Source organism: Streptomyces sp. NPDC005151, assembly GCF_053599875.1.
This window is the reverse complement of record NZ_JBSFYR010000027.1, coordinates 45,922-58,820: the sequence shown is the minus strand read 5'-3', so window position 1 is coordinate 58,820 and position 12,899 is coordinate 45,922. Positions and strand designations below refer to the sequence as shown.

At 71.2% G+C, this 12,899-nt stretch carries 10 protein-coding genes; 5 read left to right on the top strand and 5 right to left on the bottom strand.

The annotated features are described in order from the left end of the window. Positions 1 to 497: 497 nt before the first annotated feature. From ACWD6R_RS17055 to ACWD6R_RS17045, 3 genes are read left to right on the top strand one after another with little or no spacing between them, the layout of a single operon-like run. A complete protein-coding gene (locus ACWD6R_RS17055; RefSeq protein WP_451819416.1) occupies positions 498 to 1,343 on the top strand; it encodes a class I SAM-dependent methyltransferase in 846 nt (281 codons plus the stop codon). After that, complete coding sequence (locus ACWD6R_RS17050) at positions 1,340 to 2,674, top strand: hypothetical protein (RefSeq protein WP_451819415.1); 1,335 nt, start codon at positions 1,340 to 1,342, stop codon at positions 2,672 to 2,674. Before ACWD6R_RS17055 ends, ACWD6R_RS17050 begins: the two co-directional genes overlap by 4 nt. Positions 2,675 to 2,729: 55 nt before the next feature. After that, complete coding sequence (locus ACWD6R_RS17045; protein WP_451819414.1) at positions 2,730 to 3,758, top strand: VOC family protein; 1,029 nt, start codon at positions 2,730 to 2,732, stop codon at positions 3,756 to 3,758. Between the two features lie 164 nt (positions 3,759 to 3,922). Here ACWD6R_RS17045 and ACWD6R_RS17040 read toward each other — a convergent pair whose 3' ends face one another. The 5 genes from ACWD6R_RS17040 to ACWD6R_RS17020 all read right to left on the bottom strand — a co-directional run bounded on the left by ACWD6R_RS17040 (position 3,923) and on the right by ACWD6R_RS17020 (position 11,455). Next, the gene (locus ACWD6R_RS17040; protein WP_451819413.1) at positions 3,923 to 6,658 is read right to left on the bottom strand and encodes a SpoIIE family protein phosphatase; all 2,736 of its coding nucleotides are present in this window, start codon (positions 6,656 to 6,658) and stop codon (positions 3,923 to 3,925) included. A gap of 125 nt (positions 6,659 to 6,783) precedes the next feature. Beyond that, entirely contained in the window at positions 6,784 to 7,845 is a 1,062-nt protein-coding gene (locus tag ACWD6R_RS17035; RefSeq protein WP_451819412.1) for an aminotransferase class V-fold PLP-dependent enzyme, read from the bottom strand. 82 nt (positions 7,846 to 7,927) lie between these two features. Continuing rightward, complete coding sequence (locus ACWD6R_RS17030; RefSeq protein ID WP_451819411.1) at positions 7,928 to 8,647, bottom strand: DsbA family oxidoreductase; 720 nt, start codon at positions 8,645 to 8,647, stop codon at positions 7,928 to 7,930. A gap of 266 nt (positions 8,648 to 8,913) precedes the next feature. Next, a complete protein-coding gene (locus ACWD6R_RS17025; protein ID WP_451819410.1) occupies positions 8,914 to 9,387 on the bottom strand; it encodes an N-acetyltransferase family protein in 474 nt (157 codons plus the stop codon). Positions 9,388 to 9,934: 547 nt separating this feature from the next. After that, a complete protein-coding gene (locus ACWD6R_RS17020) occupies positions 9,935 to 11,455 on the bottom strand; it encodes an aldehyde dehydrogenase (NADP(+)) (RefSeq protein WP_451819409.1) in 1,521 nt (506 codons plus the stop codon). 137 nt (positions 11,456 to 11,592) lie between these two features. Between ACWD6R_RS17020 and ACWD6R_RS17015 the strand changes: the two genes are divergently transcribed. Next, positions 11,593 to 12,363, top strand: a complete 771-nt coding sequence (locus tag ACWD6R_RS17015) for an IclR family transcriptional regulator (RefSeq protein ID WP_451819408.1) — start codon at positions 11,593 to 11,595, stop codon at positions 12,361 to 12,363. A gap of 3 nt (positions 12,364 to 12,366) precedes the next feature. Continuing rightward, positions 12,367 to 12,846, top strand: coding sequence for a GNAT family N-acetyltransferase (locus ACWD6R_RS17010; protein ID WP_451819407.1), 480 nt, complete (start codon positions 12,367 to 12,369; stop codon positions 12,844 to 12,846). Positions 12,847 to 12,899 lie beyond the last annotated feature (53 nt).

Below are 12,899 nucleotides of genomic sequence, written 5' to 3'. Positions count from 1 at the left end.
CCATCACCATGGCTCAATCCTCCGCCTTGCGATGCACGCACCCCAGCTCCGCTCCTTCACCCACCCCCCCAATTGCCGGTCGGTCTATTCCGGGGCCCGGGCAACCACGACGGCATCTTCCGCGGCCATGGCCCCGTCTTCGTCACCGCCGCCGTCGCGCTCGACGTCTGCGCTCGGCACCCTCGGTGCGCACCTGCGCTGTGCCGTGCTCCCTGGCGGGTGCCCCGCCCGGACGCCTACTATGTGAGACCTGATCAGATTCGCTGGCGATCTCGGGGGAGACACTGTGCCGGACGGTCTCGGCACCACCAGCACCCGCCCGGCGACATCATGTGGGGCCCTCCTGTGCGGGTGCCCCGCCAGTTCGCTGTCCGTCGCCCGCGCAGTTCCCGTGCGGCCTCCGGCGCGTGGGAGAGATTCCCCCGGGCGTCATGCGCGACCGGTCCGGCGCCGCGGATCACGGGACAACACATCCATGAAATCTGGAGTACGCAGCAATGCACCGTGGAGTTGAGCTGACCGCCTATCTCGTCAACGAATCCCGGGCCCGACAACCCGATCTCGCCGAGGACCCGCTGGCAGCCGCGTGGATCCCGGACAGCGACCGTCCCGCAGTGCGCGCCCTGTGGGACGAGTTCGCGGACGCCGTCTATCCGCATGACGACCTGGTCGTATCGCTGCGCGGACGGTACATCGTGGACACCCTCGCAGCCGCGCTGCGCAAGGATCCCGACACGGTGCTCGTGGTGTGCGGTGCCGGCTTCTCCTCGTACCCGTGGCTGCTGCCCTTCAAGGTGGCACTGGAGGTGGACCTGCCGGACATGATCGAGGCCAAGAAGCAGCGCGTGGCGAAGCTGGTGGCGTCCGGGGTTCTGCCGGAACGCGATGTCCGGCATCTGCCGGTGGACCTCGGCAGCCGGGCCGGCCGGGACGAACTCGCCCTGCTGGTACGCGAACTGGCCGATGGCCGGCCGGTGGCGTACGTGGCCGAGGGGCTGGTCTTCTATCTGTCGCCGGAGGCCGCGCGAGCAGTCGTCGGCCTCGGTGCCGGATTCGACTCGTGTGCGGTGACCGCCGTCAGCTACTGGCCCGCGGAGGCCGCGGGCAGCCAGGTGCTCGCCGATCAACGGGACTGGTTCCGGAGTCGCTCGGTCCCGGACGAAGCCGCCTATCTGACCCATGACGAGCTGACCTCGCTGCTCGGTACGGAGATCGAGGACCGCGGGCCCGAGGACCTGCAACTCCGTTATCTCGACCGGGTGATCGTGCCCGAGTCCGACCTGATTCCCGAGTACGTGGCCGTGTCCTGGAATGTCCCCGAAGAAGCCGGGGCGGCAAGATGACCGACGTGCTCCATCTCCAGAGCAGGGCGTACCCGCTGCACCACAGCCTGCCCGCCCTCGCCCCGGAGTCCATCGCCGTGCCCGGTCACGGCGAACTGCGGCCGTTCCCCGGGGAGCTCGGGACACTGGCGTACAACCCGGACTCCACGATCGAGATGGACCTCACCCAGGTCATCGGTTCGGCGATCACCCTGCCCGGGACCGAGATCGTGGGGTGCCATGCCCGGATCCTGAGCGCGGGCAGCGTGCTGGTGGCGTACGCCCTGCGCCACGAGGCGGATCTGCGCCGGCTGGCCCTGCACGACCTCGATGCGTTCGATGCGCGGATCAACCGTGCGCTGCGCGAGGCGGACTCCTCCCTTCTCACCGCGGTGCTGGCCGCCGCGGTGAGAAGTGGACTGATGAGAGACCTCGTACTGCGGCCGGATCTCGCCGTCAGCAGCGAGCAGGCACCGGTGGACCGCCGGTCGGCGCGGTACAACTGCCACTTCGTCACCCCGGACCCGCCCTGGCAGCCGGACCCGCGGGTGCCGACACTCAGCTCGGGACCGGCCTGTCGCGTGCTCCTGCCGTACACCTACGCGTGGGATGCCGATCCGGAGACTCCGCTGCTCGAACTGCTGACCATGACGGAACCCACCGATATTGCGGTGGCACAGCAGTCGCTGCTCGTCGGCGCGCTGGTCGGCGGCCGCCGAATCCTGGCGGACCTGGCCGCAGCCCAGGCCCGGAGCGTCGACGTCCACGCGTTCCGCCGCTTCCTCGACGGCGTCTGGTCCGACTACCACCATCTCGACAGCTACCGCATAGAGTCCACGCAGAACCACCGGTCGACCTATCTGGCCGCCCGCGAGTCCATCGGACTGGACGGCACTCACGAGCGGGCCGACAAGCTGCTCGGCTACGTCGGCAGTTCGCTGCTGGCCGCCTCCTCGCAGCGTGCCGAGGCGCTGGACACCCGTCTCAACCGCGTCGCCGCCTCCCTGGCCATGGTCACCGCGGCGGCCTTCGGTCTCGATGCCGTGGGGTTCCTGCTGCCGCAGGTCGGGTTAGGGACCCGGATCTCGGCCGTCGCCGGCCTGATCACACTGACGGTCGCCGGGATAGCCGCCGTCATATTCCCGCGCCGCACCAGGAGAGCCGCCACGGGCGCGGAACCCGGACCCCCGGGCCCGCGGCCGCGGCGGCCCGCCGGCGGGCCGCGTCCCCGTCCGCCGCGACGCACCGTCCTTCCCTCACCCCGAGCGGCTCCTCACCTGCTCCCCGACGGCCCCCGGGACGGTGCGCCTCCGCACCCGTCCGGCGCCGGAAGCGGCCCGCCGGGACTCTGAGCCCACCGCCGGAAACCGGCTGGACCCGTCGTCCGTCAACAGCGAAAGTGAGGGCATGACTTCACTCGTACGACACGTCACCATCGACTGCGCCGACGCCTACAAGCTCGGCAGTTTCTGGGCCGAGGTGCTCGGTGCGCAGCTGTCCGACGAGGATCGGCCCGGTGACCCCGAGGCACTCGTCGAGACCCCCGGCGCCGCACTGCTGTTCATTTCGGTACCCGAGCCCAAGGCCGGCAAGAACCGCGTCCACCTGGACATCCAGCCGCAGGACCGTACCCGTGACGAGGAGGTCGAGCGGCTGCTCGCCCTCGGCGCCACGCTCGTCGGCGACCACCGCAAGCCGAACGGCCGGGGCTGGGCGACGCTCGCCGACCCCGAAGGCAATGAGTTCTGTGTGGAGTGCAGCGCCGCGGAACGGGCCACGCTGACCGCGACCCGGCTTCCGGTCACCGCGGACGACGTGACCACCGCGGTCCATCTCTCGCTCGCCGCGCTCCGTGAGGTTCCGGAGGACCACTGGCGGGCGCCCGCCGGGACGCTGGAATGGGACTCCTGGGAGACCGTGGAGCATCTGAACGACGATCTCTTCGCTTACGCAGCCCAGTTGGGCCCGAAGAAGCCGCCGCTGGACCGCGAGGTGCCGTACCGCTGGGGAGCCGACCGCAAGGGCGGCCCGGCCAACGCGATCTTCGCCAACCCCGACGCCGGTGCGGTCGGACTGCTGCAGACCCTGGAGGCGAGCGGAGCACTGCTGACGGCGATGGTACGGACGACCCTGGCGGATGTCCGCTCGTTCCACGCGTACGGGATCTCGGACCCGGAGGGCTTCGCCGCGATGGGAATCGTGGAGACCCTGGTGCATACGCACGATGTCGTTCGGGGCCTGGACATTTCCTGGGCGCCGCCCGCCGATCTGTGCGACCGCGTACTGGCCCGGCTGTTCCCGGACGCCCCCGACGACACCGACCGGTGGACCGTACTGCTCTGGTCCACCGGTCGCGCCGAGCTGCCCGGGCGTCCCCGGGTCACTTCGTGGAAGTGGCGCAGTGCGCCGCTGGAGGAGGCCGGCCAGGAGCAGTAAGAAGCCGCTCGGGCGGCCGTCCCGGGATGGCTGCCCCTGCGGCCCGGCGACGTGATCTCCTTCGATTTCCTGACTGAGATCGCACCATGACGGACATGGGGTGACTGCTCGCGACGCGGGCCCCGGGACGCGGACCCGTCGGTCAGGCTCCACGGGGACCTTCCTCAGAGTTCCGCGTCAAAGATGTTCAAGAACGCTGTGCCGTCCCCGGTCCCGTCGGGTCGGGGCAGGGGAAGCTCTGCCCAGATGACCTTTCCGTGGGGGGTGTAGCGGGTGCCCCAGCGTTCGGCCAGTTGTGCGACGAGGAACAGGCCGCGGCCTCCTTCGTCCATTGCGGTGGCGTACCGCAGGTGGGGTGAGGTGCTGCTGCTGTCGGCGACCTCGCAGGTCAGGGTGCGGTCGTGGAGTACTCGTATCGTGACCGGTGCGGAGGCGTGGCGGATGGCGTTGGTGATCAGCTCGCTGAGTACCAGTTCCGTGGCGAACGCGAGCTCGGACAGGCCCCAGTCGTCGAGTTTCTCGGTCACGGCAGCGCGCATCCGCGCCACGGCGGCGGGGTCGAACGGTACGTCCCAGTCGGCGACGTGCTCGGGCGGGATCGCCCGTGTGCGGGCGATGAGCAGCGCCACGTCGTCCTTCGGCCGGCCGGGCAGGAGTTCGTCGAGCACTGCCTGGCAGCTTTCCTCCGGTGACCGGTCGGGGTGGGAGGCCAGTGCCTGGCGCAGCAGCTCTATCCCCACGTCGATGTCCCGGGTGCGGTCCTCGATGAGTCCGTCGGTGTAGAGGACGAGTTGTGTGCGCTCCGTGAGCTCGAGTTCCGCGGTCTCGAACGGCATGCCGCCCAGGCCCAGGGGCGGGCCGGCCGGCAGATCGGGGAAGGACACGCTGCCGTCGGGTTGGACCAGGGCGGGCAGGGGGTGTCCGGCCCGTGCCATGGCGCAGTGGCGGGAGACGGGATCGTAGATCGCGTACAGGCAGGTGGCGCCCGTGATCCCGGCGCCGGGGGTCGTTTCTACTTCTTCCTCTTCCTGGTCGATGCGCCCGACGAGGTCGTCGAGGTGGCCGAGGATCTCGTCGGGTGGCAGGTCGAGTGTGGAGAAGTTGTGCACGGCGGTGCGCAGCCGTCCCATCGTGGCGGCTGCGTGCAGGCCGTGGCCGACGACGTCCCCGACGACCAGGGCCACCCGGCTGCCCGGGAGCGGGATCACGTCGAACCAGTCGCCGCTCACTCCGGAGAGTGCGGGCAGGTAGCGGTGGGCGACCTCGAGGGCGCTCTGTTCGGGCAGGGCTCGTGGGAGCAGGCTGCGCTGCAGGGTCACCGCCATGGCGTGTTCGCGGGTGTAGCGGCGGGCGTTGTCGATGCTGACCGCTGCTCGGGCGGCCAGTTCTTCGGCCAGGGACAGGTCGTCCTCGTCGAACGGCTGGGGTTTCTCCGAGCGCCAGAAGTTGGCCATGCCCAGGATGACGCCCCGTGCCTGGAGGGGGACCGTGATGAGTGAATGGATGCCGTAATCGATGATCATCCGTGACCGCTCCGGGTCCTGGGCGAGCCAGCCGGGTGCAGCGGACAGGTCGGGTACCAGTTCCGGCCGGCCGGTGCGGAATCCCTGTGCCTGTGGGGTGGAGGGGAGGAAGCTGATCAGGTGACCGGTTTTGTAGAGGGGGTGGTCGTTACGGATGCCGTGGACGGTGGCGCGGCGCATGTCGGTGTCCGCACCTGTCGGCTCGTCCCCGTGCATGACCGGGTCGGCCAGATCGACGGTGGCGAAGTCGGCCAGCCGGGGGACCGCAATCTTCGCCAGTTCCTCGGCCGTACTCACGACGTCGAGGGTGGTGCCGATGCCGAGCCCGGCGTCGTACAGCAGCCTCAGGCGCTCGCGGGCGATCTCCGCCCTGCCGGACAGCGACCGCAGCTCCGTGGTGTCGCGCAGGGTCGCGACCGTCCCCTCGGGGCCACCGTGACGATCCGTGAGCCGCTGGTTCACCGCGACCAGCCTGTCCCCCGCAAGGTGTACCTCGTCCGTGGCCGGGCGGCCCGAGGTCAGCAGCTCCACCGTGCCGGGATCGAGGCTGGGCAGGTCCGGGATGTGCTGCCCCTCGGCGTCGTGCGGCAGATCCAGCAGCCGTCTGGCCTCGTCGTTCGCCAGGAGCAGTCGGCCGTCGCTGCCGACAATGAGCACGCCTTCGCGCACGGCGTGCAGCACCGCGTCGTGATGCTCGTACATGCGAGTCATCTCGGCGGGGCCCAGACTGTGGGTCTGCCGCTGCAGCCGCCTGGCCACCAGCGCCGTCCCGACCGTGGCCACGGAGAGCGCGACCGCTCCCGCGACGAGGATGATCGGAATCTGCCGGGCCACCATGCCGGTCACTTTCTCGACCTGCATGCCCGCAGACACCAGACCCACGACCTTGTGCCCGTGATCGAAGATGGGGACGGTCGCCTGCACCTCGTAGCCGAGCGGGTCCTTGATGCTCTCGACGTACACATGGCCGGCCAGCGGCGGCCCGATGGTGGCGACGGCCTTCTTCCCGATCAGCTCCGGCCGGGGATGCGTGTAGCGGATTCCCTTTGTGTCCGTCACCACGATGAAGTCGACACCGGCCACTTTCCGCGCCGCCTCGGTGAGCGGCTGGAGCACCCTGGAGGGATCGGGGGCCTTCAGTGCGGCCACGACGCCCGGTGAGTGCGCGAACGTCTGCGCGACGGCGACCGAACGATGTTTCGCCTCCGCGTAGCTGTCGCGCTGGGACTGCAGTACGAGCGCCAGCACCGCGGCCGCAACGAGCAGCACCACCACAGCCACCTGCAGAGCGAAGACCTGCCCTGCAAGGCTCTGGGGGTACTTGCCCGTGAGTGACCGAACCTGTCCGCTCCGGAATCGGCCGAAACGTTGCGTCATATCGCCCTTTTTACACCGTAAGCACGAAGATGCGTTCGCCAAGGTCGGCGGGGGCCCCTTCGGACTGCCCTGGGCGGCGGCTGATTCTCCGGGCGCCGGGGGATCAGCCTGGCATCCCGGCGGGCTCAGCCGGCGAGCACGTCCAGGGCCCGGTCCACGTCGGCCTGCGTGTTGTAAAGATGGAAAGCCGCGCGCAGACCGCCCGCCCGGTTCGAGACCATCACCCCGGCCCGCGCCAGCTCCGATTCCCGCCCGCCGAGTCCAGGCACGGCCACGATCGCGGACTCCCCCGGCACCGCCTCGTGCCCCAGCCCGGCCAGCCCCGCCCGCATGCGGGCCGCGAGCCCGGTGGCGTGGGTGTGAAGGGCGTCGATGCCGACCTCGCCCAGCAGCGCGAGGGAGTGCTCGGCACCGTGGTACGACAGAAAGGCGGGCGGTTCGTCGTAGCGGCGGGCGGTCGGGGAGAGCCGCCCGACCGGGCCGTACGTACTGTTCCAGGGGTCGTCGGAGGCGACCCACGCGGCGGAGACGGTCGGCAGGGTGCGCTGCGCCTCCTCGGTGACGGTGAGGAACGACGCGCCCCGCGGGCAGAGCAGGAATTTGAAGCCGCCGGTGACGGTGTAGTCGTACGCCCCGGCGTCCAGCGGCAGCCAGCCGGCCGACTGGGTGGCGTCGAGCAGCGTCCGGGCCCCGTGGGCAGCGGCCGCCGCGCGTACCGCGTCCAGATCGGCGATCCGGCCGTCGGCGGACTGCACGGAGGAGAAGGCGACGAGATCCGTGCCGGGCCGTACCGCGTCGGCCAACCCGTCCAGCGGGACGTAACGCATCTTGAGATCGCCACGCACCGCGAACGGGCTGACGACGGAGCTGAACTCCCCTTCGGGCGCCAGGACTTCGGCCCCCGCCGACAGCGACGCCGCGATCAGCCCGACGTGCACGGAGACCGAGCTGCCGGTGGCGACCCGGTCGGCGTCCACACCGGCGAGGCGGGCGAAGCCGGCCCGGGCCGCGTCCACCGCCTCGAAGTCGCCGGAGCCGGCCCTGCGGCCCGTGGCGGTCGCCTCGGCGAGCGCCTTCACCGCATCGACGGTGCGCCGGGGCAGCAGCCCGCAGGTGGAGGTGTTGAGGTAGGTGGTCTCCGGTGCGAACTCGTCATCCACCGTACGGCTGAGCGAAGTAGTCTCCATTCGCCCAGCCTGAAGCCCCCCTTATCTCATCGTCAATTACCAGGAGGAGCGAGGTGTCGGGCGATGGTGCCGGCCTGCGGGCTCAGGCGTTGCTGCCCGTCTGCGGGACGTCGCAGACACCGTCGGCGTCGCACGCCGCGGCGTCCCCGTCGATCGCGGTCAGCGGCCGGTCCTTCCACGCCTGTTCGAGCGCCTGGGCGAAGACCTCGGCGGGCTGGCCGCCGGAGATCCCGTACCGCCGGTCGAGCACGAAGAACGGCACGGCGTTGGCGCCCAGCTCGGACGCCTCCCGTTCATCGGCCCGCACCTCGGCGGCGTACGCCTCCGGGTCGGCGAGCACCGCACGCGCCTCGTCCGTGTCGAGTCCGGCCTCGGTGGCCAGCTCGACCAGCACCTCGGCGTCGAAGACGGACCGCTCCTCGGCGAAGTTGGCCTTGTAGGCGAGTGTCAGCAGCTCGTCCTGGCGGCCGCGGGCCTTGGCCAGGTGGAGCAGGCGGTGGATGTCGAAGGTGTTGCCGTGGTCGCGCCCCTCGGTCCGGTAGCCGAGCCCCTCGGACTGCGCGTTGGCCGCGACGTTCGCCTCCATGGCCTGCGCTTCCTCACGCGTACGCCCGTACTTCTGCGCCAGCATGTCGATCACCTGCTGGGTGTCGCCCTTGGCCCTGCCCGGGTCGAGCTCGAAGGACCGGTGCACGACCTCGACCTCGTCGCGATGGGCGAACCCCGCCAGGCCCTTCTCGAAACGGGCCTTGCCTATGTAGCACCAGGGGCAAGCGATGTCGCTCCAGATCTCGACGCGCATGACTCTTCTTCTCTCCAGGGTCTCGGGCAGTGTGGAGGGGATCCTCCGCACCCCAGTTCGAACACGGAGGCGGACCTGCTCATTCCCCAGGCGCGGCACCACCCATGGGTCCGGAGGAGCTATGACCCCATTTCCACGGCTCGCCCGCCCCGGAGCCGACCGTGTGAAGCAGCCGGGCGAGCCCGTCGACGGTTGGCTTCCAGCGTTCGGCCGCCGCCTCGACCAGCTCCTCCCTGGGCCCCCAGAGTCCGTCGTGCTGTGCGCGGTCAGCCGCCCACCGCGAGGCGCAGCGCCAGATGGGTGCCGTGGCGCGGGTGCGCGGGGTCGGGGGTCCAGCCGTGCCGGACGTAGAAGGCCTGGGCGCGGGTGTTGTGCACGAAGACCTCCAGACGGGCGCTGTCCACTCCGGCCCGCTGCCAGGCGTCGACGCAGGCGGTGTGGATTGCGGTGCCGATTCCCGTACGCCAGAGGGCCGGCGCGACATGGAGCTGAGTGAGCGTCATGTCTCCGTCGCGCAGGGCGTAGGCGGCGACGCCGGCGAGGGTGCCGTCCCGCTCGGCGCAGAGCACGGTGGCGTCGGGGCGGTCTATCGCCCGGGACCAGCCGCCGCGGCTGCGCCCGACCTCCGCGGCGCCCGCGTACTCCTCCTCCGGAAGGTGCCCCCGGTAGTAGGTGGCGCGGGCCTCGGTGTGCAGCTGGACAATGGCGTCGAGATCGGCGGCCGTGGCAGTTCTGATCATGCGGGGAGGGACGCCACCGGTCGACCCGTGGTTGCGGCGGCCCGCGCCGGACGGGCTTGGGATGTGTTGCCCGGCAACGGGGTGGGCCCGCCTCTGCCGGGCGGTGGGGTGGGCGGGGCACCTCCGGGGCGTCTCCTCAGAACTGGCGCGGAAGCCGGCAACGCGGACGAACCCGGCACGTGCGCCAGCCCCTGCGGGGACTCCCCTGCACGGCCCCACCCAGGCATCACCCGCGCCCGCGACCCGGCGGTCGTGACAGAGGGCACACCGGTCCGCTGGCGCGCGACGGCCGGTCCGGGGCCGCGCAGGGGAGTCCCCGCAGGACGACGAACTAAGACCCGGGCCCCCCGCGTACCCGCCGAACGTTCGTCGTTCGAGGAGACACCCCGGAGGGACCCCGGGCCACCACCCGCCGGGCAGGCGACGGTGCCACCAGGGGCCAGGCGGACACCTCAAGCCCGTCGAGGGGGTCCCCCCATGCCCTTAAGGCTATGGGGGAGATTGAGGACGGAACCCCCCGCCCCGGACCGGGGCGCCGCAACGGCGATCACGCGCGACGCCCGTCGACGCGTCGCGGCAGGCCCAGCGGGTTGTCCTCGCGCAGCTCCGGCGGCAGCAGGGCCTCCGGGGTCGTCTGGTAGCTGACCGGGCGCAGCCAGCGCTCGATCGCGGTGGCGCCGACCGACGTGGAGGTGGAGGTGGTGGCCGGGTAGGGACCGCCGTGGTGCTGGGCGGGGGCGACGGCGACTCCGGTCGGCCAGCCGTTGACGAGGACCCGGCCGGCCAGCGGGGTGAGGGCCGCGAGGAGTCCGGGGGCGTCGGCGTCGGCGCCCTCCGTGGCGATCTGGAGGGTGGCGGTGAGGTTGCCCGGGAGCCGGGAGAGGACGGCGGTGATCTCGTCCTCGGAGGCGTAGCGGGCGACGACGGTGACCGGGCCGAAGCACTCCTCCAGGAGCGCGTCGTGTGGTCCTTCGGTGGCGAGCAGCTGTGCCGGAACGGTCAGGAAGCCGGCGGAGACGGTGTGGTCGCCGCCCGCGCCGGGGGTGACCGGGGTGTCCACGTCGGGGAGTTCGGCCCGTTCGCGTACGCCTGCGACGAAGGCGTCCCGCATCCGGTGGTCGAGCATGACCGCGGCCTCGCTGTCGCTGACCGCCTCGGTCAGCGCCTTCAGCAGCCGGTCGCCGGTCTCGCCGGCGGGGGTCAGGACGAAGCCGGGCTTGGTGCAGAACTGGCCCGCGCCCATGGTCATCGAGCCCGCGAGCCCGGCACCGATCTGCTCGCCGCGCTCGGCGGCGGCCGCCTCGGTGACGACGACGGGGTTGAGGGAGCCGAGCTCGCCGTGGAACGGGATCGGGGCCGGCCGGGCGGCCGCGGCGTCGAACAGCGCCCGTCCGCCGCGGATGGAGCCGGTGAACCCGGCAGCGGCCACGAGCGGGTGCTTGACCAGCTCGACGCCCGCCTCGAATCCGTGCACCAGGATCAGTACGTCCTCGGGCAGCCCGACCTTCGCGGCGGCCCGGCGCAGCACGGAGGCGCAGAGCTCCGAGGTGGCGGGGTGGTCCGGGTGTGCCTTGACGACGACCGGGCAGCCGGCCGCCAGGGCACTGGCGGTGTCGCCGCCGGGGACGGAGAAGGCGAGCGGGAAGTTGCTGGCCGCGTAGACGGCGACGACGCCGAGCGGGATCTTGTAGCGGCGCAGGTCGGGCCACGGCGGGGTCCGGGTGGCGTCCGCGTGGTCGATGTGGATGTCGAGGAAGGCGCCCTCGTCGACGACCTCGGCGAACGCGCGCAACTGGGCGGCGGTGCGGGCGAGTTCACCGGTGAGCCGGGCAGGGCCGAGCGCGGTCTCGGCGTCGGCGGCCTCGATGACGTGCTCCCCGGCCTCGGTGAGCAGTTCCGCCGCGGTACGCAGGAATGCGGCGCGGACGGTGCGGTCGGCGAGCGCATCGCGTACGGCATGTGCGTCCCGGACCGCACGGTCGACCTCCTCCGCTGTAGCCTCCACGGCAACCTGCTCACGCGGGTTCCCGGTGCGGGGGTCGACACTCCAGACTGGTGCTGCTGCCACCGTGATTCCTTCCGGTCCTCTGCCACACATCAGAAGTTGTTCGGTATTCTGAACAGAGTTCCTGATCGTGAATATGTAGGGACTCTATTTCCGGGCGTTCAGTGTTGGCAAGAAGTGGGCTGGAAGGGGCGAGGGCAATGTCGGTAGCCGAGTCAGGCGGGGCACAGGTCAAGTCCGCGGTACGGACGGTGGAGCTGCTCGAGTACTTCGCGGGGCGTCCCGGTATGCATTCGCTGGCGGCCGTGCAGGAGGCCGTCGGCTACCCCAAGTCGAGCCTCTACATGCTGCTGCGCACCCTGGTCGAGCTGGGCTGGGTGGAGACCGACGCGACAGGGACCCGGTACGGCATCGGCGTCCGGGCGCTGCTGGTCGGCACCTCGTACATCGACGGCGACGAGGTCGTCGCGGCCGCCCGCCCGACGCTCGACCGGCTCTCCGACGACACCACGGAGACCATCCACCTCGCCCGTCTCGACGGTACGAACGTGGTCTACCTCGCCACCCGCCAGTCCCAGCACTATCTGCGCCCCTTCACCCGCGTCGGCCGCCGGCTGCCCGCCCACTCCACCTCGCTCGGCAAGGCACTGCTGGCCACCCACAGCGACGAGCAGGTCCGCAAGATGCTGCCGGAGACACTGCCCGCACTGACCGAGCACACCCTCACCGACCGCGAGAAGCTGATCGAGGAACTGCACCTCATCCGCGAGCAGGGGTATGCGGTGGACCGCGAGGAGAACACCCTGGGGCTGCGCTGCTTCGGCGTCGCGATTCCGTACCGCACCCCGGCGCGCGACGCGATCAGCTGCTCGGTGCCGGTCGCCCGGCTCACCCCGGCGCACGAGCAGATGGTCAAGGACGCGCTGTTCGACGCGCGGGACCCGCTGACGCTCGCCACCCGCAGGCTCTGACCCGTGGGCGCGCCCGAGGTCACGCTGCGCGAGGTGCGCGACAGCGATCTGCCGCTCTTCTTCGCGTACATGTCCGATCCGGAGTCGGTCCGGACAGCCGCGTTCACCAGTGAGGACCCTGGCGACCGGCCCGCGTTCGAGGCCCACTGGGCCCGGATCCTGGACAGTCGCACCGTGGTGATGCGGACGGTGCTTGCCGACGGCAAGGTGGTGGGCAACGCCGGGGTGTACGGGTCCGAGGGCGACCGGCAGGTCACGTACTGGATCGACCGGCCGCACTGGGGCCGGGGGCTCGCGACCGCCGCGCTCCGGGCGCTGCTGGACGCCGTACCGGAACGGCCGTTGCATGCCCGGGCAGCGGCCGACAACGCAGGTTCGGTGCGGGTGCTGCAGAAGTGCGGCTTCACCGTCACGGGCAACGACCGGGGCTTCGCGCACGCCCGCGGCGAGCTGACCGACGAACTGCTCTTCACGCTGGACTGAGAGGCGGGTGAGGGCCGTCTCCGCCGCGCGGCGGAGACGGATCGTCGCCGGGC